The sequence below is a fragment of the Lentzea sp. NBRC 105346 genome (genome assembly GCF_030269605.1).
Classification (GTDB): Bacteria; Actinomycetota; Actinomycetes; order Mycobacteriales; family Pseudonocardiaceae; genus Lentzea.
Genome location: NZ_BSTQ01000020.1, coordinates 186,841 through 207,349, shown reverse-complemented (window position 1 = coordinate 207,349; position 20,509 = coordinate 186,841). Strand labels below are relative to the sequence as shown.

Here is a 20,509-nt window from a genome sequence, read left to right as displayed (position 1 = left end):
CGGGCAGACTATGAGCCACGGCCACCACTTGTCATGATCGAGTTCTTTGGACGGAACCCGAAAATGATCAAGCGGTGGCCGTGCTCATGTCAAAGATCAGGAGCTTCCCGGTTAAAACACCAGCGCTTGGAAAGCTCCCCCCATAGCGTTCTAGGCGAAAGCGTCCTTGTTGTCGATCGCCCACTGCTCGAAGCTGATCGGCGCACGAGCGGTGACGTCCTGCACCGTCGACCAGAGCAGCTCACCCGGCTTCTTCTGCCCGGCCTGCTTGGTCAGGTCGACCAGCGCGGCGACCGCCTCGGCCGGCATCCACTGCGCCATCATCTGCGCGTAGACCTCTTCGGGGATGTCCTCGAAGCGGATCTCCCGGCCGAGGACCTTCGCGAGGATCGCCACGCGCTCGGCGGTGGACTCCTCGATCGGGCCGCTCAGCGGGTAGATCTTGTTCTCATGCCCCTCGCCGGTCAGCGAGGCTACCGCGACCGACGCGATGTCGCGCGGGTCGACGTCCGGCCGCTTGACGAAGCCGAACGGCGCGCGCACGACGCCTTCGTTCTTGATCGACTCGATCCACTCGAAGGCGTTCGAGTGGTAGCCGCCCGGCCGCAGGAACGTGTACGCCACGCCGGAGTCGCGCACGGCGGCCTCGGCGGACAGGTGGACCTGCGCGATCAGGTTGTTCGGGTCACCGCCGGCCGACGCGGACGACAGCGCGACGATGTGCGGGATCCCCGCCTCCGCGATGGTCTTCGCGACCATCTGGTGCTGGCCGGGCGCGGCGCTGTTGTTCAGGAAGAGGTGGACCTTGTCGACCCCCTCCAGGGCGGCCTTGACGTCCGCCTCGTTGCCCAGGTCGCCGCCGAACACCTCGGCACCCTCGGGCAGGTTCGCGGTCTCCGGCTTGCGGGTGAACGCACGGACCTCGTGCCCGCCCGCCAGCAGCTCGTCGACGATGAAGCGCCCCACGTTGCCGGTGGCGCCGGTTACCAGGATCTTCATGGACTGCCTTCCTCGGTGGCAGCCCAGCAGGGGCCGTATCCTCGAAATGCGATATCTCGGACGTACGGCCCACACTGGACCTCGTTCGGATTGCCGTACTCCCGGCGCGGTGTTGCAGCACCGCGCCGGGAGTCACTTCTTCTTGCTGAACTTCTCGCTGACGATCGACCCCGGCGGCGCGTCACCGCTGTGCCATTCGCGCCACTGCTCGATTCCGTCGATCGCGTCGTTCTCGATGGCCGTGACGAGCTGCTCGACCCACTCCAGCTCGGCCCGCGTGATCGCCGTCCGGTAGGACAGCTCGATCCAGCTCAACGCGGGCAGCCCCATCTCCATCAGCATCTCCGTGGTGCCGCCGAGCGCGTCGATCTCCTGCCGCAGCAGCTCTGCGCGTCGCCGCAGCAGCACGACGACCTCGTCCGGCTCGATGATGCCGATCAACGACACCCCGGCCTCGAACCGCGGGTACTCCTTCACGGGCTGCCCGATCAGGTCGCGCAACCAGCTGTAGAGCTCCTCCCGCCCGTCCTCGGTGAGCCCGTAGACCGTGCGCTCGGGTCTGCCGCCTTCGCGGCGCGCCTCGAGCGCCTCGATGAAACCGTGCTGCTCCAAGGAGTCGACCACGGTGTACAGCGAGCCGTAGTTGAGCTTGACGCTGGTGTCCTTGTGGCGTTCCCGCAGCGTGGTCGCCACCTCGTACGGGTGCTGCGGCCGTTCCCACAGCTGCGCCAGCACCGCCAGCGCCAGCGGGTTCGACCTTCGGTATCGGGCCATGGGTTACTCGCTTCCGGATATATGGACCAGAGTACACGGACCCGGAGCCTGCGGCTCGAAGATCGTTCGAGGTTTCGTCACGCCGCGTGTCACGCAACTCGCGCCGGATTCCCCCGATGTCTCGCGCGGGCTGTTTGCCCAGGCTGAAGGCATGACGACGAACGAACTGATGCGGACGATCTACGACAACCACGGCCGCGCGCTCGAGCGGTACGTCACCAAGCTGCTGGAGGGTGACCGGCACGCCGCCGCCGATATCGTCCAGGAGACCGCCGTGCGGGCGTGGCAGAACGCGAGCGGCCTCGACGTGTCCGGGCCGACGTTCCGGCGCTGGCTGCTCAAGGTCGCCAGACGGCAGGTCATCGACCGGCACCGCAAGCGGCTCAACCGGCCCGTCGAGGTCGGGGGAGACGTGCCGGACTGGGCGGTGCGGGTGTCCGACTCGTCCGAGCGGACGATGGCCGCGATGGTCGTTTCGGACGTGTTCTCGGGCCTTTCCACTGATCATCGCGAGGTCATCGCGGAGCTGTACTTCCGGGGTGCGAGCGTCGCCGACGCGGCCGGTGCGCTGGGCGTTCCGGCAGGAACGGTGAAGTCCCGCAAGTACTACGCGCTGCGTGCCATGCGGTCCGCGCTGGCCGACCGGGGGCTGACAAGTCCTATGTAGACAGTCGTCGCACATTACCGCTCGGTCACGTGGTATTGCCCCGATGCCTCGCGGGCCGGTATGACATGAGGAACGCTCGTTGTCGACCGGTCACGAGGAGCGGGGGTCGATGTCCGCTTCGGGGGAGCGGTGTGAGGTCTGCGGTGCCGCGCTGACCGGACACCGCACCGGAAGACCCGCCAGGTACTGCTCCGCCACGTGTCGCCAGCGCGCATACCGCCGCCGGGCGGAACCCGTTGCGCCGATTGCCGTTCCGTCCCTGCCCGCGGCCCTGGACGCGTTCGTCGGCCGGGAACGTGACCTCGCCGAGCTGGAGTCGCTGCTCGGCCGGTACCGGCTCGTCACGCTGCTCGGTCCTGGGGGAGCGGGCAAGACGCGGTTGTCCGTCGAGCTCGCCACGCGGTTGCGCACGCCCGCGCACTTCGTCGAGCTCGCGCCCGTGACGACCCCCGCGCTCGTCGCCCGGACCGTCGCGGACGCGCTCGGGATCGTCGAGGAGATCGGCCGTCCGGTGCTCGACACGGTCGCGGAGGCGTTGTCCCGCGACCCTTGCCTGCTCGTGCTCGACAACTGCGAGCACCTCGTCGTTTCGGCCGCGCAGGTCGTCACGGCCTTGCTGCGCCGGTGCCCTTCGTTGCGGGTCGTGGCCACCACCCGCGAGTCGCTGGAGATACCGGGCGAGGTCGTCGTGCGTATCGGCGAGCTGCCGGTCGAGGACGCGGTCCAGTTGTTCGTCGAACGCGCCACCGCCAGCTCGCCGGACTTCGAGCTCACCAACGACAACTTCGCGGACGTCGCGGCCATCTGCGCCGAGCTCGACGGCATGCCGCTCGCGATCGAGCTGGCCGCCCGGCGGATCCGGTTGTTCGGAGTCGCGGAGATCCGCTCGCGACTGGCCGACCGGTTCGGGCTGCTCACGTCCGGGCCGCGCACCGCCGCCCGCAGGCACCGCGACCTGCGCACCACCATCGAGTGGAGCTACGACCTCCTCGAGCCGGACGAGCAGGCGGTGCTGCGCCGGCTGTCCGTGCTCGTCGGCGGGTTCAGCATGGCGACCGCTGCGGCGGTGTCCGATGTGGACGATGTGCTGGACGTGTTGTCGGGGCTGGAATCCAGGTCGCTGGTCGTGCCCGGACCGCGGTTCCGCCAGCTGGAGTCGATCCGCCTGTACGGGTTGGACAAGCTGCGCGCCGCGGTCGAGGAGGACGAGACCTACGACCGGCTGGCGGCCTACTTGCTCGGTCTGGCGCGGCCGCTCGTCGGCGACGGCATGCTGCACTGCTACGAGGAACTGGCTCCGCTCGACGCGGAACGGGACAACCTGGCCGCGGTGGTGGAATGGGCCGCGTTGCGCGGTGACGACCGGCATCTGGCGCTGGCCACGGCGCTGGGCCGGTGCTGGCGGCAGCACGGTTACGTCTCCGACGGTTCGGCGATGATGCTGGCCGCACTGGACGCGGCAGGCCCCGACCACCCGGACCGCTCCACGGCGCTCGTCACCGCGGCGAACCTCGTCATCTCCGCGGGCGACCACGCCCACGCGGCGTCACTGGCCGCCGAGGCCGTCGAACTCGAATCGGGCGGCCACCCGGTCCGCCTGGTGAAGGCGTTGAGCGCATTGGGAAACGCCCAGCTGGCGGTCGGTGCGCGCGATCAGGCGTTCATCACGGCCCGACGGGCGCTCGCGCTGGCGCCGTCGCTCACGAACCCGCTCGACCGCGCGGTGTGCCTGCACAACCAGGCCTATCAGCTGCTGCAGTGCGGGCACGCGGACGAGGCCGCCGCGCTGATGGAGCAGTGCCTGCCGTTGTACCGCGAACACTCCCCGCACCCGGTGCCGCCGGAGTGGCTGCACTCGGCCGGCGCGCTGGCGCTGGCGCGCGACGAGGTGTCGTTGGCGGACAAGCACTTCCGCGAAGCACTGGAGCGATACCCGCGCGACGGCCGCGCGGACGCGCTCCCGGTCACCGCGATCGAGTCGCTGGAAGGCCTGGCCGCCGTGGCCGCGAGGCAACGCCGGTTCGTGCGCGCGGTCAGGTTGGATGCCGTCGCCGAGTCGGCCCGGCACGACCGCAAGCTCGGCCGCGAGGCGACCGGCGACCGCCAACGCGCGGCGACGCTCGCGCTGGCCCGTTCGGGCTTGTCGCCCGCCGCCTTTCGTCAGGCAGAGCTGGATGGCGCGGAGATCGCACGGCATGGTGCCGTCGAGTTCGCGATCACCGACGCCATGGTCGCCGGGCCGACGGAGCTGTCCGAACGCGAGATCGCGGTGGCACGACTGGTCGCGCTGGGACACAGCAACCGGCAGATCGCGGCTCGGCTGCGAATGAGCGAGCGTTCGTTGGAGACCTGCTTGCGTGACATGAGGAAACGCCTGCGGCTGCGCACCCGTGCCCAGCTCGCGGCCTGGACCGCCGCGCATCTGCCATGACGCTGGTGGGGCGAGGTGCGGAGCTGGCGAGGCTGGCGGAGCTGTGCCGGACGTCCAGGCTGGTCACCTTGCACGGCCCCGGCGGTGCGGGCAAGACGCGGTTGGCGCGCGAGTTCGCCTCGGACTCCTACTGGGTCGACCTCGCGCCGTTGACCGATCCCGGCCTGCTGCCGTCCACGGTCGCAGCGGTGATCGGTTGCCCTTCGGAGGCCGTCGAGGTCGCGTTGCGCGGCCGGAAGGCGTTGCTGGTGCTCGACAACTGTGAGCACTTGGTGGACTTTGTCGCGCCCTTCGTCGTGGCTCTGCTGACCCGGTGCGCCGATCTCACCGTGCTCGCCACGAGCCGCGAGGCCCTGGACGTGCCGGGTGAGGCCCTGCTGCGGCTCGGCCCGCTACCAGTGCCCGACGCCGCCCGACTGTTCGTCGAACGCGCTGGTGGCGCGGTCCCGTTCAGCCCGGCGGTGTCGCGGATCTGCACGGAGCTGGACTGTCACCCGTTGTCCATCGAACTGGCGGCGACGCGCGCGGGCTTCCTGGGGATCAGCGAGATCCTGGAGCGTCTGCAGGACCGCTTCACCCTGCTCGTGAACGAACGCGGCGAGCCCAGGCATCGAGATCTGCGCAGCACGATCGGCTGGAGCTACGACCTGCTGGACCCGGCCGAACAGGCCTTGTTCCGCCGCCTTTCCGTGCTGCCCGGCGGTTTCGGCGCGGACGTCGTGCTCGGGTCGGCCGACCTGGTCGACAGCCTGGCGGCCAAGTCCCTGGTGGTCGCTTCCGGCAGCCGGTTCCGGCAGCTGGAGTCGATCCGTCTGTTCGCGCACGAGCAACTGGTCGCTCGTGGTGAACTTTCCGCCACCCGTGATCAAGTCGTCGCCTGGTTGGCCTCCCTGGCTTCCACTTATGCCTCCCAGGCGTTCCCGACGCTGGATGTGCTGGCCCCGTTGGACGCCGAACGCGACAACCTGCTGGCGGCTCTACACTGGGATCCCTCTTTTACGCCGCTGCTGGCCGCCGCGTTGGCGGCCTGCTGGCGCGAACGCGGCCAGTTCACTCTCGGTCGTGCGCTGCTCGACCCGTTGCTCGACGTGGACGGCCCGCACCGCAGTACGGTCCTGGCCCAGGCCGCCGTACTCGCCACCGACGTCGGCGACGGCCCGCGCGCGGTATCGCTGGCGACTTCGGCTTGTTCACTCGACTCGGGCGTCGCGCTGATCCGCTCGACCAGCCGCCTGGCCGGTGCGCTCCTCGCCGCAGGTGACGCGCCGGCCGCCGCCGTCAACGCCCGCTCAGCGCTGTCGCTCGCCCGCCGGTTCGGCCGTCCGTTCGACCTGGCCGTGTGCCTGCACAACCTCGCCTACATCGCCCTGCACGCCGGTGACCTGGATGAGGCCTCCGCTTGTCTGGAGGAGTGCCTGCCCGCGTGTCTGTCGGCGCGCGAACCCTGGCTGCGAGTCGGAGCACTGCACAGCGCGGGCACCCTCGCCCTGGAGTCGGGCGACCTTTCCGCGGCGGAGTCGTACTTCCTGGACGCCCTGCGGTTCGAGACGTCCCACCTGGCCCGCAAGATCCACTCGGTGGAGGGCCTGGCCGTGGTCGCCGCCCTTCGGGGTGACTGCGGACGGGCCGCCCGGCTGGGTGCGGCGACCGCGAGACTGCGGCTCGACTGGGGAATGCCGCCGCGTGCGGTGGATCCGTGGGACCAACGCGTCCGCGAAGCTCTCGCTCAGGTTCCCAGCTCTTTCGCGGCGCCGTTGACCGAGGACGAGGTCGTGGCCTACGCGTTGGCCGTTCCCCTCGGCCCGCTGACGCCGCGCGAACGCGACGTGGTGCGGTTCGTGGCGGAAGGCCGTTCCAGCAAGCAGATCGCGGCCCGCCTGCGGATCACCGAACGCACGGTCGAGTCCCATGTGGACAACGTCCGCACCAAGCTCGGCCTGAGCACGAGGGCCGAGCTCGGCGCGTGGTGGTCGCGGTTCAGTAGGAGGACTGGCCATTGAGCCCGATGACGGCCTCGACGAAGTCGCTGTACTGCTCCCGCCAGGCTTAGGGAAGCCAATACAGGCGGTTCGACCAGCCTGGAAGTGGACGTGGGTTCCGTTGACGGCCGGGCTGCTGCCGCAGAACTCCTCGAACTGCTCGGGTCCGCCAGTCCCGGTCTTGCGGGGGCGGTGCTGGCGACCCTGCCCGAACCGCTGCTGCTGCCCACCGCCACCGAACGCGACGGCTACGTGCCCAACGTCGTCTACTCCTGCGGCGTCCTGCTGCACGACGACACGCTGGTGATCCCCTACGGCGCGAGCGACGCCTCGATCGGCCTGGCGACCACGTCACTGCGTGGCCTGATCGCCGCCCTGACCGGGGAAAGCCAGCCTCAGCACGCGCTTCCACACGCTGGCGGTCTGCCGTAGCAGCGGCCCGGTGGTGTACGGCAGGCCGAAGCGTTCGCAGAGCGCGCGCACCCGCGGCGCGATCTCGGCGTACCGGTTGCTCGGCAGGTCCGGGAACAGGTGATGCTCGATCTGGTGACTGAGGTTGCCGGTCATGAGGTGGAACAACGCGCCGCCGTCGATGTTCGCCGACCCCGCCAGCTGACGCAGGTACCACTCGCCGCGGCTCTCGCCGTCGAGCTGGTCCTCGGTGAAAACCACTGTGCCATCAGGGAAGTGACCGCAGAAGATGATCATGTGCGTCCACACGTTGCGGATCGTGTTCGCCGTCAGGTTCGCGAGCAACGTCGGCAGGAACGACGGGCCCGACAGCAGCGGGAACGCGACGTAGTCCTTGATCACCTGACGGCCGGCCTTGCCGAGGACACCGCGCAACTGGGTCAGCGCCTCGCGCCAGCTCTTCTCGCCCCGCCAGGCCCGTTCGAGCTCGACGTCGTAGATCGTGATACCCCACTCGAAGAGCATCGCGAGCGCCACGTTGTAGAACGGCTGCGCGAGGTAGACGGGATGCCACGGCTGCTCCGGGTGGATGCGCAGCGCGCTGTAGCCGATGTCGCGATCCTTGCCGAGCACGTTGGTGTAGGTGTGATGCACGAAGTTGTGCGAGTGCTGCCACGCCTTCGCCGGGGTCGCGAAGTCCCACTCCCAGGTGGTGGAGTGGATCTTGGGGTCGCACATCCAGTCCCACTGACCGTGCAACACGTTGTGGCCGATTTCCATGTTCTCGAGGATCTTGGCGGTGGCCAGCACCGCTGTGCCCGCGAGCCAGGCCGGCGGCAGGATCGACACGAACAGCAGTGCCCGCCCGCCTGCCTCCAAGCCCCTCTGAACGGCGATCACCCGCCGGATGTACCGCGCGTCGTCCTCACCTCGGGCGGCTATCACCTCGTCACGGATCCGGTCCAGCTCAAGGCCGAACTCGTCGATGTCGCACTCGGTCAGCCGCTCGGTCGTCGTCATGCGCTGCTCCTACGGGTCGATCTCGACCGCGCCGACCGCTGCCGGCACACAGGCCTGGACGCCTTCAACCTACGCCTACGTAACCGTAGGTACCGGTTGCGCGGGTTTCCTGGAGGTGAACAGTTCTTCTTTGCCTCAAAGGAACTGTCTCGCGAGGCAGTTGTGCGTTCTCGCACATTCAGGGCAAGTCAGCAGCTGCCAGTCCGGCGGCCAACAAGGCCGCGCTCACCACCGCGCTGAAGAGTTCGACTGATACCAGTCGCCGGCGAGCCCATCGGGCGCACACCAGGTTCACCGCGGCGTGTGCGGAAGCGGTGACCAACACCCACCACAGTCCTGCGGCCAGCAGCAGCGTGGCGCCGAGGTGGAACGAGGTCGCCGTGATGCCACGGACACCACTATGTGCGGGATGGGTGCTGATGAACCCACCCTGCGACCTCAGCTGTTCCGCCGCTTCGCGTCCGATGGGCCACCTGAACTGCGCCAGCCGCGTGGCGACGACGAAAACGAGTTCTGCCAGCGCCCAACCAAAGCCCGCCCAGAGCGCGGAAGCGGATCCACTGACGACGACCAGCACGAGCGCGAGCCGGACGCCTTCGTCCGTGACCGCTGAGGTTGCCGCGAGGATCGCGCGGCTGCGTTCAGGATCTCGAAGCCTGCGAGCGGAGCCGAGCACCGGCAGTCGCGCCGCCAATGCGACCAGCCACCCGAGAACACCCAGCAGCGCCCCGCCGGCCTCTGAGACACCGAGCACTATCGCCAGGACTGCCGCGAGCAGCACGAGAACGGCCGACATCACGGCGGCGCCCGCCAGGATCCTCCCGCTGACCCGAGCAGAACCCATCGCGGGGTGTTCTTCTACGCCTGCAGGTCCATCGATGATTCCAACGCTACTCCGCACACAGCCGCACCACGCGCCAGCACGCCTCTGGCCGAGTTCGAGCGGTGCGGGGACGGGCCGCAGTCCACCGCGCTGTCCACCGCCGCGGACGTCAACGCCACCGGCATCGGGGTCTGCCGAGACTTCGCACACCTGGCGATCTCCTTCTGCCGCGCGCCTCAACATCCCCGCCCGGTACGTCTTCGGCTACCTGCCCGATCTGGCGTGTCGCCGGACGGGGCACCGATGGACTTCGCGGCGTGGATGGAAGTCTGGCTGGGTGACCGCTGGTGGACGTTCGACCCGCGTAACAACGCGCCCCGCAAGGGTCGTGTGGTCATCGGCCGCGGCAGAGACGCCGCCGATGTCGCGATGGCCACCACGTTCGGCGGTCCGCGGCTGGAGTCGATGGTCGTCCACGCGGAGGAGGACTGCGCCCCGGCCTGGCGGTGACGAGGCTTGAAGGCACAGCCGGCCGCAGGGTGTCTGCGCCGCCCCGCTCAGCACGTCTGGACGTCAACCGTCTGAGCATCCGTGCCGGCCACGTGGTCCTAGTCGCCGTCGGGTAGTCCGGGCACCAACCTCAGTGTGCGGTTGCTGCGTGGATCAGTGCGCGTCTCGGCCTCGTCGACCTGCCGGATCAGCTCGTTGCGAACCTCGCCCAGCGCCGCGGGCAGATCGCGCGACGAGGACGTGGCGACGAAGTGCAGGCGAGGCCGGCAGTTGATCCAGCATTCCAGGGTGACTCGCTGGTTCGCGCCCTGACGGTCCTTCAGGCTGATTTCCAGATCGACCTCGCCGTTGCGGAATGACCGCAACCTCCGGCCGAGCGCGGCCAGGCGTTCCGAGACCCAGCCGCGTTCGGATGAGAGAAATCCGGTGGCGAGGTGTAGGCGCTGGGCGACGGCTTCCGCGCCTTCACGAGTGTCGGGCATGCGCTTGCCAATCCTTTGTGGAGTGTGCGCTGCTGTTGCCGGTCAATGACTTACCGGTGGTTCAGGCTGTCCTTTCGCGGTGCCTGCACAGGTTCGAGGAACAGGTTCGCGCAGGACAGCTGCTCGTCGGGGGAACCGGGTTTTGCGAGTGAGTGGTGTTCTTCGGGGTGACTGAACAGCTCGTCCACCGTTTCGGGGCGCGACACGTTCTGGTTCATCATGGTTCCGACTTTCTTCGCGTCCCGTGCTGAAGCCGAAGTTCGCGATGACGACCTCGCCACCTCACGACATGCTGCTTCTTCCGTATCGTCCATTATGGATCGGCAGTGGCTGGCACCCCGGCGCCTGTGCCGCTAGCCGAGCTCGGGCGGTGTCGGGACGGACCGCAGCGCGCGGTTGCTGCGCGGCTCGGTGCGGGTCTTGGTCTCGCCGACCTGACGGATCAGTTCGTCGCGGACCTCGTTGAGCGCCGCGGGAAGCTCCCGCTGGGACGAGGTGGCGACGAGGTGCAGGCGATGGTTGTGGTTGATCCAGCACTGCAGCATGACGCGCTGCTCGGCGCCCTTGCGGTCCTTGAGGCTGATCTCCAGTTCGATCTCGTCGTCGCGGTATGACCGCAGACGGGAACCGAGCGCGGCCAGGCGATCCACGACCCAGTCGCGTTCGGACGAGTGGAAGCCGGCGGCGAGGTGCAGTCGCTGTGCGATCACTGAAGCATCTTGGGGAGTTGCGTTCATGCGCTGTCGCTGACGGTGCTCACTGAAATCTCTCCTCATGACCAAGGCGAACCGACTGCCCGACGAACGAGCTGGAAGCTGGCCTCAGCCGCAAACCTGAAAACGTCGAAATAATCTCTTTCGCATACTCTATATCACCCGCGCGCACTATCACCTGAAATTCACATGAGAATCCGGCGATGGCAACCCTCCGGCCACCCAGCGACACAGCGCCGTCCCGCATCGGACCCGTCACAGGGCATCTAGCAGGGAGAACGGATCGATCGGTGGTGTCGCGACTGAAGCTTCGCAGGTGCCCACCGACGACACGAACAACGCGAGACGTTTCAGTCGATCGCAAGTGGAACGGTGTATGGTTGATTTTGTCGAGAACATCTCGCACCTGAGCGGTCAAGCTCAGGCTGTACTCGGCGAAACCTGAACCGGCCGTTTTCTCCGGCCGAGACTGGAGTCCGGCATGACGCCGGCCACTCACCAATCCATCGTCCCGCCGCCAACGGCATCCGGGTCCGGCTCGACGGGTTCTGGACCAAGCCGGCCCACACCGTGGACATGAAGCGATGATGCGCGCCGCACACCGCGACAACACCGACCCCGTCGAGGACCTGTTCACTTCGACGGCCCTCCAGACCCGAGTACCACGGCCCAGAGAGAGTGAGAAGAGATGACAGCATCGACTTTCGTGTCCCTGTACGAGCGCAGGCTCAAGCTGGTTCAGGACACTCTGACCGAGCAGTGAGTGGTTCGCGAGCGCCTACTGCCCCAGCCGGGTTTGCGCCCGGCGCGGCAGGGAAATCCGAGCAGAGACAGGCAGCCACCTGCCGACTCACCGATGACCCCAGACCCCGGCGTCGGAAATCGACACTGGAGGCGTTGGTGAGCACCGACCGCGGTGACGTGCCGCCCGAACGAAGCCTGATTCCCGCTGTGCTGCGGGTCAGCGCAGCGCTGAGCTGGCGCTTTCTCGTCGTGGTCGCGGCGCTCTACGTCGTCGGTGTCATCTTCGGCAAGTTGGCGGCACTCGTCGTGCCGCTTGCGATCGCGCTGCTGCTGGCCGCCCTGCTCGCACCGGCCGTCGGTTTCCTGGTGGCGCACCGGGTTCCCCGAGGTCTCGCCACCGCGCTGGTGCTGGTGGGCGGGCTGCTCGTGCTCGGCGGGATGCTGACGTTCGTCGTGGTGACCTTCGTCAACGGCATTCCGGACCTGGCAGCGCAACTGGCCCGCAGCATCGACGCGATCTCCGCCTGGCTCGTCGACGGCCCGCTGCAGCTGAGCGAGACGCAGCTGCGCGACTTCGCCGACCGGATCGTGAAAACGTTGCAGGACAACCAGTCCGGCATCACGACGGGCGCCATCACCACCGCCGCGACAGTCGGCGAGACCCTCGCCGAGATGCTGCTGGTGCTGTTCGCGCTCGCGTTCCTCCTCTACGACGGTCCCCGGATCTGGCAGTTCCTCATCCGCGTCGTTCCCGACGGACCCCGCAGGCGGGTCGACGTCGCGGGCCGGCGCAGCCTTGCCGCACTGGTCAGCTACGTCCGCGCCACCGGAGCCGTCGCGGTGGTGGACGCGATCGGCATCGGCATCGGACTGGCCGTGCTGCGCGTACCCCTGGCGGTTCCGCTGGCGGCGCTGGTGTTCATCTGCGCGTTCGTCCCCATCTTCGGCGCGGTGGTGGCCGGTGCCGTCGCCGTCCTCATCGCACTCGTCGCGAACGGCCCTCTGACCGCGGTGATCGTCCTGAGCATCGTCATCGCGGTGAACCAGCTGGAAAGCCACATCCTGCAACCGTTCCTGCTCGGACGCGCGGTGAAGCTGCACCCGCTCGCCGTGGTGCTGGCCATCGCAGCAGGCCTGCTCGTCGCAGGCATCGCAGGCGCACTGCTCGCCGTTCCCCTGCTGGCGGTGCTCAACTCCGCGATCCGCTCCCTGCGCAGCGAGGCCGACGAACACGTGTCACCCGCCGACGTGCACACCAGCCAACCCGAGGAGTCCGGCCCGGACGAACCCGGCCTGGACACCGAAGCCGAGAAGTGAAACCCACAACGGCTCACCGCGGCCACCCCCGGAGCAGGTACATGACCTCAACGCACGACGTCCTGACAGACACGGCTGACCGCCCTCGCGGCAGCGACTTCGCCCGCCTCACCAAGGAACTCAGGGCTGCCGGCCTGCTGAACCGCCGACGCGGCTACTACCTCCTGCGGATGGCGGTCAACGCGCTGCTGCTCGGCGCGATCGCCGTGACGTTCGCGATGCTGGGCGACTCCTGGTGGCAAATGCTCACGGCAGCCGTCCTGGCCGTGGCCTCAACACAACTGGCGTTCATCGGCCATGACGCGGGACACCGGCAGATCTTCCACAGCCACCGCCACAACAACGTCGTCGGGCACCTGCACGGCAGCCTCACCGGCATCAGCTACCAGTGGTGGGTCGCCAAGCACAACCGCCACCACGCCAACCCCAACCACGAGGACCACGACCCCGACATCGAGATCCACGCCCTCGCGTTCAGCCGCGCACAGGCCACCCAGAAACGCGGGCTGTACAGCTGGATCACCAAACACCAGGCGTTCCTGTTCTTTCCACTGCTGCTCGCCGAGGCAGTCGTGCTGCGCATCTCCGGACTGGTCGCGTTGTGCCGCAACGAACTGCGCAACCCGTGGAGGGAAGCAGCTTTCCAGATCCTGCCGGTGGCCGCCTACCTGACGGCCGTGTTCCTCGTGCTGTCACCGGTGAAGGCAGTCCTGTTCATCGCTGTGCACCAGGGCCTGATGGGCATCTATCTGGGCTGCTCGTTCGCACCCAACCACAAGGGCATGCCCATCATCGCCAACGGTCAGCGCCTCGACCATCTCCACAAGCAGGTGCTGACCTCCCGCAACGTCACCGGCGGACGGTGGGTCGACGCCCTGCTCGGCGGCCTCAACCACCAGATCGAGCACCACCTCTACCCGCACATGCCCCGTCCCAACCTGCGGCGCGCACAACCCCTCATCGAGAACTTCTGCCTCCGGCACGGCATCCCCTACAGCAAAACCACGCTGCGCCGCTCCTACGTCCAGGTACTCCGCCACCTGCACGACGCCGGGGCACCGCTACGCCACCCGGCACGATGAACCGCCAGCCCGAATTGCTGACCAGGCGAACTGGACAGCAGTGCCCACCGGTTGACTCAACCGGTGGGCACTCGTGTTGACGCCGATGGTCCTTCGCACCACGACGGCGTTGGGATGCTCTGGAGGCCGGGGTAGTGCCTCAGTGTTGTATGTGCCCCCAGAGGGCACATACAACACCGTTCTGACCTGCGGTTTTCTGCCTGTCTGCCTTGATGGCTCTCAGCAGGGGAACAGGACTGACGTGCACAAACGCTTGATCGATCTGGTGCCCCCGGCAGGGCACACAACAGATGGGAACAGCTTCGATCAGCGGTTCAGTGAGTGGACAACTGGTGGTCGAACACCGCCTGTCACTTGATCGAAGTACCACTCGAATCTGCTGATACCAGGCGGAGCCGCCCGCCGTTGATGAGATCAGGCGACCTTGTCGCGGCCGATGATCATCAGAGCTGTGCGATCAGCCTTGTCCATGCCGCCCCACACTCCTTCTCGTTCGCCGTGGACCAGTGCGGTAAGAGCGCAGGTCAGGCGTACTGGACAGGTGCGACAGACCTCCTTGCACATGATCGAGCTGTTGCTGTCCGGTTCGGCGTCAATCCAGCCGGCGCGGTCGGCTGTGTTTCGACACGCGGCGTGTGCATGCCAACGTGGAGCGCGCAGTACGGCAACCACGGTCATGCTGCCGGTCGGGACGATCCGCTGAGCAGATAGTCGACGAGGTGCCGCGAGGCGCTGTTGAGCTGGCACGCCACCTGGTGGCGGCTCAAGCCGAGCCGCTTTGCTGCGGTGGAGCGATCGTCGTGATCGATCATCACATCGGAGACGAGGTCAGCTTCCTGCGGTGTGACCACACCGGAGAGCATCGCCTCGGCGAGGACGAGGTCTGGATGTCCACCGGTGGGGCGGAGGTCGCTGATGCTCTCGGTGAGTTCCGAGCGAGAGATCGCCAGCCGCATCTCGCGGTTGCATGTTTCGTGGCCGCGACGGAACGCAGCCCAATAGAGCTGCGCATAGATCTTCTGGGCCCGCGCGTCCGCGACGTCGAGTGCTTGCAGGAATCCCTCGAGGATCTCGGAGTCGAGATCGCTGCGGTCACCGGGGAAACGATCGCCGAGTTTGCCCGCGATGTGCTTGAGCCCAGGAATCATCATTCCCGCCGCCACCGTGGTCCACGGCTCCGGCGTCGCGTGAGCCCGCTTGACCAACTCCTGCCACACCGCGTTCTTGGTCACCCAACTCGTACGCCGCTTGAGCAACAGCACCCGGACCTGGTCCAACGGCATTACTTCCACAGGCAGGCCGCAACCGAGCGTCGCGCAGTCAAGCGTCAACGGGTTCGGGCCAGTCGTCATCGCCACGAACCGCCGCTCGATCACATCCAGGTGTGAAGGGGAGAACGAGGTCATCGGGAAAGACCTTTCAGGGGGACGGGTACATTCCACCTCCTAACCGCCCTCAACGGCGCTCGATGACAAGGATTCACCGGAACGGATGGCGTGTCGTCCTTGTTGTCGCTCAAGTGTTTAGCCGCTCGCACGACCGGGAAGGGCCTTTGGCCGAGCCGTTTCGTCGCTGCCTCAGATGGTCTGTCGAGGTCAGATCACGTTTGCCCTGCCCTGCCTGGTATCGAGGGACTCCGAAACAGCTTGTGTCCCTTGGAGAAGGCGATTCCCTTGCTGCCGGACGGTGCCACCGCGATCGCTGGACCGAGCGTGCATCCACAGACATAAACCCGCGCGCTCGCAAGGACCACGATCGTGGGGTCAGGTCTGACGCGATGTGTCCAGTCCAGGCCACGTCGCATGGCCACGCACCGAAGAGGTACTCAGCGTGGCGTACCTGATCGAGCAAGGAGCTGCTGTCATCTGCGGAGTCGCACCCGTCGAACGCGAAGCAAGCCACGGCCGCTTGAGGAGGAAAGCTCGACTTACCACCGCGCGCACGCTGCATCGCGCGCAGCCGGACTGCTCTGGTTCGTGGTCGGCTTCGGTATCTCGGCGTTCCTTGCCCTGACCATCGGCCGGCCAGGCGCCGCGGTCGGGCTGAGTCTGATGGGTTGCCTCGTTTCGGTGGGCGCAGTCGTGGTGCAGCGGAGGCCACCACACCGCTTGCTTGACTCGCTCAACGGCGTCGACCTCGCCGGCTCGTCAGTGTGCATCGTTTCTGTGACCACGTCAGCCGCCGGGCCTTACGCCGCACACCTGTGGTCGGTCGTGCGCGCGGGAACCGGACACGGTCGCAGACGGGAGCGGCGTCTGCGACCCCTATGGCGCCTCTGGCGCCCACTCGTTGGCGAACGTCTCCATCTGTTTGATGACCAGGTCGACCGCCTCACGCTCCTCGTCGGGTGGGTAGTCGAACTTGGCCAGCAGGCGACGGATACGGGTGCGCAGCTTGGCGCGCACCGGTTCGCGGGAGAGCCAGTCGATGCTGAGGTTCTTGCGAATGTCCGCGACCAATGCGCGTGCTATGTCTGCGAGTACGTCGTCTCCCATCAGAGCTTGTGCCATGCCCTGATGCGCGACGGCGTCGTAGAACGCCAACTCGGCGTGGTTGAGCGGTGGATCGAACCGTTCGCCGCGCCGAGCGTCCGCGGAAACCTCCTTCGCCATGGCGACCAACTCGGCGATCATTTCAGCGCTGGTGAGCTGCTCCCTCATGTAGCGGATCATGAGGTCCTCGAGACGTTCGGCGAAGCTCTCCCTGCGAACGATGTTGTGCTTGGTCACCTCCCGCATCTTCTGCTCGATGAGGCGACGCAGGGCTTCAGCAGCCAGGTGGGGTGTTTCCGAGGCTTGAAGCTTGCGCAGGGCTTCCTCATTGAGTCGGGCGAGGTCAAGGCGTCCAATACCAGCCTCGGCGTACAGATCCGTGATCTCCTCGGCGTCGACGACAGAGGCCGCCAGCTGCGACAGGTACAGGTTGACCTCGGCGGCTACCGGCTTGCCGCTCGCCTCCCGATCCGCGGCGTCAAGCTTGACCATCCATGCTCGCACCTCGACAAAGAAGGCGATGTCGCGACGCCAGTTGTCCAGGTCGCTGAAGCGTTCCGAGATGTCCCGGCTCATCGCACACAGCCGATGGAACCGCTCCAAGCGGGTGGCACTCTCGCGGAAGCGATTGGCGAGCGTCTTCGCGCCGGCTTCGATCTGATTGCCTGGAGTACGCGGGTCCCGCAGATAGTTGGCAACGAGACGCAGAGCGCGGATGCGCGACTTGGGGTTGGACGTGTCGGCGAGCAGTGACCGCCAGTCGACCCCGGCGAGCTGACCGCAAATTACGCTGTGCTCGTTGCGAACCTCGGTGATGGCGCGTTCGACGTCGCGGCCGAGCGTCTGATCCTCCTGATCGCTCGGGGTGTACTCGACGAGGGCCTTCTTGAGGTTCTCGGTCAGCGGCGCGTAGCCGACGAGTAGGCCGTCCTGCTTGCCGCGGAACCGGCGGTTGACCCTCGCCAAGGCCTGCATGAGGTTCGCGCCCTGCATGGGCCGGTCCATGTAGAGAGTGTGGATCGGTGGGGCGTCGTACCCTGTGAGCAACATCGAGTGGACGATGAGCAGCTCTAGTTCATCCTCCGAATTTCTGGCGCGGCCCTGAACCGTCTTGTGCTGCGACGGTCGCAAGGCGTGCTTCCGCAGGTGTGCAGGGTCGCTTGGATCACCGTGGAAGACGATCTTCATCTTGCCCTTGTCCACGGAGTCGTTCACCCACTCGGACGGCAGTTCCTTGGCGAGGGCGTCGAAGACCTTGACACAGACTTCGCGACTGACGCAGACGATCATCGCCTTGCCCGGCCCGCCGATTTGCGGGCGCATCAGCTTGGAGCGTTGTTCCCAGTGGGCGACAAGGTCTTTGGCCAGAGTCTCAATCCGATCGGGTGCGCCATACACGTTGCTCATCTGGATCGCGTAGCGCATGGCCCGGCGGCGCTCAGCGTCGTCCATGTCGGCCGTCAGGGCGTCGGCCTGTTCGTCGATGGTGTCGGGATCGACGTCCGGAGGCAACGAGACCGGAATGAGGCGCGGCTCGTGATACACGCGCACGGTGGCTTCGTCGTCGACGGCGCGCTTGAGGTCGTAGACGTCGATGTAGTCTTTGCCCGCACCGAAAACCTCACGCGTGTTGGCATCGGCTTTCGTCAGCGGAGTTCCGGTGAACGCGAGGAGCGTGGCGTACGGCAAGGCGTCGCGCAGATGACGGGCGTAGCCGTCCAGGCTGTCGTAGTGACTGCGGTGCGCTTCATCGACGATGACGAGGATGTTGCGCCGATCGGAGAGCAGCGGGTGGTCCGCGCCGGCTTCCCGTTCCTCCTTGGTACGCCCGAACTTCTGCAACGTCGTGAAGATAATGCCGCCGGTCCGGCGGTTCATCAGCTCCCGGCGGAGATCTTCTCGTGTGTCTACCTTGGTCGGAGTCTGGCCAAGCAGCGTCTCGCTGTCTTTGAAGGTGGAGTGCAACTGATCGTCGAGATCGTTCCTGTCAGTGACCACAACGATGGTGGGGTTGTTGAGCGCCGGGTGCTTCGCGGCGAGCGCGCACACGCACACCATCTCTTCCGACTTGCCGGAGCCTTGAGTGTGCCAGACCACACCCGCCTGACCGGTGGTGCGAGATGCCTCGACAATCGCGGCGACAGCTTTCAATACCGCGTGGTACTGGTGAGGCTTGGCGATGCGCTTTCCAGCCGGGATGAAGTTGACGAAGTTCTCGGCCAGGGACAAGAACCTGTGGTGGGTGAAAAGTCCATGTAGCGCAAGGAACAATGCCTCGACACCGTCGTGGTCCGGTGCGTTGGTATCAATGCGCTTTCCATCGTCGTCGACGTTCCATGGCGCAAAGTGCTCGTAGGGTGTGAACGGCGTGCCGTACTTGGCGGTGATCCCGTCCGAGATCAGGCACAGTACGTTGTAGCGGAACGCGATGGGGAACTCGTCCTTGTAGGTACACAGCTGCGCGTGCGCATCCTTGAGAGTGGCGTGCTCGTCGGCCGCACTCTTCAACTCGATGACGGCGAGCGGCAGGCCGTTGACGTAGAGCACGATGTCGAATCGCCGCGCGTGGTCGCCGTCGACAACTGTGACCTGGTTGACAGCATGGTATGTGTTCGCCTCCGGCCGGCGCAGGTCTACTAGACGGATCGTGGGAGTGTGCTCCGCCCCGAACTCGTCGGTGTAGGTGACGGCGTGAATGCCGGATGTCAGGTACTCGTGGGCCTGCTTGTTCTCCGGCAGCGCTTCACGGGACCTCGGTGTTGTGGCGATGTTCAGCGCTTCCCGAACTGCATTCGGCGGCAGTGCAGGGTTGAGCCGCTCGATCGCGGCGCAGAGTTCGTCATGGAGGATCAGGTCGTCCCATGTTGCCCGGCCGCCGGAGCCGGGGGCGATGTCCTTGCCAGCCTTCACCACCCAGGCAAGCTCACAGAGCTCGTCTAAAGCGTCGTGCTCCCAAACAGCCTCAGTCATTCTGCCGTCGCTGGTGTTCATACGGCGTCCTCAACGATCCGCTCTGCATCCCGGATACGCAGCTTGCCAGACATGAGCTGTGGGAGCAGTGTGTCGCGAAGATCGACAAGGATCCGATTCTCGTGGAGCCCGTGTGTGGCCCGCGCATCGACAGCCGATAGCTCATCGGTGAATCGTTGCCTGACCTCGCGAGGCGGCAGCGTTACGGGAAGTTCACTCATAATGGACGTGTTAAGATTCGGCATGGTCGCTCCAATGGCCCGCTGAAGAATCCATTCTTGAACCTCTGGCTCTCCCAGGTAGTGGCTCATGAATAGTGGTTCTACTGACGCCCCTGTCCGCACTCGAAGGCATCCTGTTCCGCAGAGCCATCCAGATTCATGTGGTCGGACCAATGATCGCCGTTTAACATCGCCTCGGCGCGAGTACACAATATCCCCCTCCTGCAGGAGGTATTTCGAAAGGCGATTGATGTCGTGAAGAGATACGCGCGCTATGCCGTCTTCGGTGATTATGTTGTCGCCGATGTTCTGAGGCATCACGCTTGGGGTGCCAGACTCAACGTAGTCAGAAGCATGTAGCTGGCTGCCAAATGGTCCGGTCTGAATTCCGCCACCACCTGTGGCGCATAGGGCGCCTAGGGTTGTTCGCGTCCAGCCTGGTGGAAGGATTGGCGATTCCTTGGTAAGTGAGCCAAGATTATGATCTTGCCACAATTTCACCATCTTCGTTCGAGCGAGTTTGTTGGCAATGCTGGCGATAGCTTTATTGTTCTCGATCTTGTCGTCCAGTGCGCCGAGTAGGGCTACTGTGGCATCCTGTTCAGTGCGTTCGGGGATGCAGACATGGAAGGCCTTTGCTTCTGGGTAATAGACCGTCTGGTGGGTGGTTCCGTGTGCGAACCGTCGAACGGAATCCTGTTCGGACATGAGGATGTAGTGTAGGTATTTATGTGATATCTGAGGTCCGCAGATCCAATTGACAAAATCCTGGCTTGTTGCCATAGGGGTGCCAATGGTTACGACATAGCCGACCGAGGCTGTGCGTGACAAACATACGGTGTTAGTTGGAAGTAGTCTTGCAGATGAGTTGGCG

Annotated in this window: 18 protein-coding genes; 7 read left to right on the top strand and 11 right to left on the bottom strand. The window is 66.1% G+C overall.

What is annotated here, in order from left to right:
• Nucleotides 1–150: 150 nt before the first annotated feature.
• Both QSK35_RS35635 and QSK35_RS35630 read right to left on the bottom strand, forming a co-directional pair.
• Nucleotides 151–999 (bottom strand): SDR family oxidoreductase, encoded by an 849-nt coding sequence (locus QSK35_RS35635; protein WP_285752103.1) that lies wholly within the window; start codon nucleotides 997–999, stop codon nucleotides 151–153.
• 132 nt (nucleotides 1,000–1,131) lie between these two features.
• Nucleotides 1,132–1,773, bottom strand: coding sequence for a PadR family transcriptional regulator (locus tag QSK35_RS35630; RefSeq protein ID WP_285752102.1), 642 nt, complete (start codon nucleotides 1,771–1,773; stop codon nucleotides 1,132–1,134).
• A gap of 151 nt (nucleotides 1,774–1,924) precedes the next feature.
• Here QSK35_RS35630 and QSK35_RS35625 point away from each other — a divergent pair, with 151 nt between their 5' ends.
• From QSK35_RS35625 to QSK35_RS35610, 4 genes are all read left to right on the top strand, one after another.
• The gene (locus tag QSK35_RS35625) at nucleotides 1,925–2,440 is read left to right on the top strand and encodes a sigma-70 family RNA polymerase sigma factor (protein WP_285752101.1); all 516 of its coding nucleotides are present in this window, start codon (nucleotides 1,925–1,927) and stop codon (nucleotides 2,438–2,440) included.
• Nucleotides 2,441–2,549: 109 nt separating this feature from the next.
• Complete coding sequence (locus QSK35_RS35620) at nucleotides 2,550–4,871, top strand: ATP-binding protein (RefSeq protein WP_285752100.1); 2,322 nt, start codon at nucleotides 2,550–2,552, stop codon at nucleotides 4,869–4,871.
• 5 nt (nucleotides 4,872–4,876) lie between these two features.
• Entirely contained in the window at nucleotides 4,877–6,871 is a 1,995-nt protein-coding gene (locus tag QSK35_RS35615; protein WP_285752099.1) for a helix-turn-helix transcriptional regulator, read from the top strand.
• A gap of 90 nt (nucleotides 6,872–6,961) precedes the next feature.
• Nucleotides 6,962–7,282: a glycoside hydrolase family 130 protein gene (locus QSK35_RS35610; RefSeq protein ID WP_285752098.1), complete on the top strand. Its 321-nt coding sequence runs from the start codon at nucleotides 6,962–6,964 to the stop codon at nucleotides 7,280–7,282.
• Here QSK35_RS35610 and QSK35_RS35605 read toward each other — a convergent pair.
• Both QSK35_RS35605 and QSK35_RS35600 read right to left on the bottom strand, forming a co-directional pair.
• Nucleotides 7,202–8,281, bottom strand: a complete 1,080-nt coding sequence (locus tag QSK35_RS35605) for a fatty acid desaturase family protein (RefSeq protein ID WP_285752097.1) — start codon at nucleotides 8,279–8,281, stop codon at nucleotides 7,202–7,204. The two genes, QSK35_RS35610 and QSK35_RS35605, sit on opposite strands and share 81 nt — an antisense overlap.
• A gap of 178 nt (nucleotides 8,282–8,459) precedes the next feature.
• Nucleotides 8,460–9,125: a hypothetical protein gene (locus QSK35_RS35600; protein WP_285752096.1), complete on the bottom strand. Its 666-nt coding sequence runs from the start codon at nucleotides 9,123–9,125 to the stop codon at nucleotides 8,460–8,462.
• A gap of 6 nt (nucleotides 9,126–9,131) precedes the next feature.
• Here QSK35_RS35600 and QSK35_RS35595 point away from each other — a divergent pair, with 6 nt between their 5' ends.
• Entirely contained in the window at nucleotides 9,132–9,614 is a 483-nt protein-coding gene (locus tag QSK35_RS35595; RefSeq protein WP_285752095.1) for a transglutaminase-like domain-containing protein, read from the top strand.
• Nucleotides 9,615–9,712: 98 nt separating this feature from the next.
• Here the strand turns inward: QSK35_RS35595 and QSK35_RS35590 are convergent, their stop codons facing one another.
• The 3 genes from QSK35_RS35590 to QSK35_RS35580 form a co-directional block, all read right to left on the bottom strand.
• Complete coding sequence (locus QSK35_RS35590) at nucleotides 9,713–10,096, bottom strand: HPF/RaiA family ribosome-associated protein (protein WP_285752094.1); 384 nt, start codon at nucleotides 10,094–10,096, stop codon at nucleotides 9,713–9,715.
• Nucleotides 10,097–10,146: 50 nt separating this feature from the next.
• Nucleotides 10,147–10,317, bottom strand: coding sequence for a hypothetical protein (locus tag QSK35_RS35585; protein ID WP_285752093.1), 171 nt, complete (start codon nucleotides 10,315–10,317; stop codon nucleotides 10,147–10,149).
• 132 nt (nucleotides 10,318–10,449) lie between these two features.
• Complete coding sequence (locus QSK35_RS35580) at nucleotides 10,450–10,806, bottom strand: HPF/RaiA family ribosome-associated protein (RefSeq protein ID WP_285752092.1); 357 nt, start codon at nucleotides 10,804–10,806, stop codon at nucleotides 10,450–10,452.
• Nucleotides 10,807–11,709: 903 nt separating this feature from the next.
• On the opposite strand from QSK35_RS35580, the gene QSK35_RS35575 reads away from it, so the two are divergent.
• Both QSK35_RS35575 and QSK35_RS35570 read left to right on the top strand, forming a co-directional pair.
• Nucleotides 11,710–12,870 (top strand): AI-2E family transporter, encoded by a 1,161-nt coding sequence (locus tag QSK35_RS35575; protein WP_285752091.1) that lies wholly within the window; start codon nucleotides 11,710–11,712, stop codon nucleotides 12,868–12,870.
• Between the two features lie 41 nt (nucleotides 12,871–12,911).
• Nucleotides 12,912–13,952, top strand: a complete 1,041-nt coding sequence (locus QSK35_RS35570) for a fatty acid desaturase family protein (RefSeq protein ID WP_285752090.1) — start codon at nucleotides 12,912–12,914, stop codon at nucleotides 13,950–13,952.
• 414 nt (nucleotides 13,953–14,366) lie between these two features.
• On the opposite strand, the gene QSK35_RS35565 is transcribed toward QSK35_RS35570, so the two are convergent.
• The 4 genes from QSK35_RS35565 to QSK35_RS35550 all read right to left on the bottom strand — a co-directional run bounded on the left by QSK35_RS35565 (nucleotide 14,367) and on the right by QSK35_RS35550 (nucleotide 20,343).
• Nucleotides 14,367–14,630, bottom strand: coding sequence for a WhiB family transcriptional regulator (locus QSK35_RS35565; protein ID WP_285752089.1), 264 nt, complete (start codon nucleotides 14,628–14,630; stop codon nucleotides 14,367–14,369).
• The gene (locus tag QSK35_RS35560) at nucleotides 14,627–15,328 is read right to left on the bottom strand and encodes a hypothetical protein (RefSeq protein ID WP_285752088.1); all 702 of its coding nucleotides are present in this window, start codon (nucleotides 15,326–15,328) and stop codon (nucleotides 14,627–14,629) included. Before QSK35_RS35560 ends, QSK35_RS35565 begins: the two co-directional genes overlap by 4 nt.
• 888 nt (nucleotides 15,329–16,216) lie before the next feature.
• Complete coding sequence (locus tag QSK35_RS35555) at nucleotides 16,217–19,435, bottom strand: type I restriction endonuclease subunit R (protein WP_285752087.1); 3,219 nt, start codon at nucleotides 19,433–19,435, stop codon at nucleotides 16,217–16,219.
• Nucleotides 19,432–20,343, bottom strand: a complete 912-nt coding sequence (locus tag QSK35_RS35550; protein ID WP_285752086.1) for a restriction endonuclease subunit S — start codon at nucleotides 20,341–20,343, stop codon at nucleotides 19,432–19,434. Before QSK35_RS35550 ends, QSK35_RS35555 begins: the two co-directional genes overlap by 4 nt.
• Nucleotides 20,344–20,509 lie beyond the last annotated feature (166 nt).

Excerpts from the sequence above, each read along its gene's own strand:
- QSK35_RS35555 (WP_285752087.1), bottom strand. The coding sequence starts at position 19,435 with ATGAACACCAGCGACGGCAGAATGACTGAGGCTGTTTGGGAGCACGAC.
- QSK35_RS35605 (WP_285752097.1), bottom strand. The coding sequence starts at position 8,281 with ATGACGACGACCGAGCGGCTGACCGAGTGCGACATCGACGAGTTCGGC.
- QSK35_RS35585 (WP_285752093.1), bottom strand. The coding sequence starts at position 10,317 with ATGATGAACCAGAACGTGTCGCGCCCCGAAACGGTGGACGAGCTGTTC.
- QSK35_RS35570 (WP_285752090.1), top strand. The coding sequence starts at position 12,912 with ATGACCTCAACGCACGACGTCCTGACAGACACGGCTGACCGCCCTCGC.
- QSK35_RS35630 (WP_285752102.1), bottom strand. The coding sequence starts at position 1,773 with ATGGCCCGATACCGAAGGTCGAACCCGCTGGCGCTGGCGGTGCTGGCG.
- QSK35_RS35590 (WP_285752094.1), bottom strand. The coding sequence starts at position 10,096 with ATGCCCGACACTCGTGAAGGCGCGGAAGCCGTCGCCCAGCGCCTACAC.
- QSK35_RS35635 (WP_285752103.1), bottom strand. The coding sequence starts at position 999 with ATGAAGATCCTGGTAACCGGCGCCACCGGCAACGTGGGGCGCTTCATC.
- QSK35_RS35565 (WP_285752089.1), bottom strand. The coding sequence starts at position 14,630 with ATGACCGTGGTTGCCGTACTGCGCGCTCCACGTTGGCATGCACACGCC.
- QSK35_RS35625 (WP_285752101.1), top strand. The coding sequence starts at position 1,925 with ATGACGACGAACGAACTGATGCGGACGATCTACGACAACCACGGCCGC.
- QSK35_RS35600 (WP_285752096.1), bottom strand. The coding sequence starts at position 9,125 with ATGGGTTCTGCTCGGGTCAGCGGGAGGATCCTGGCGGGCGCCGCCGTG.
- QSK35_RS35620 (WP_285752100.1), top strand. The coding sequence starts at position 2,550 with ATGTCCGCTTCGGGGGAGCGGTGTGAGGTCTGCGGTGCCGCGCTGACC.
- QSK35_RS35550 (WP_285752086.1), bottom strand. The coding sequence starts at position 20,343 with ATGTCCGAACAGGATTCCGTTCGACGGTTCGCACACGGAACCACCCAC.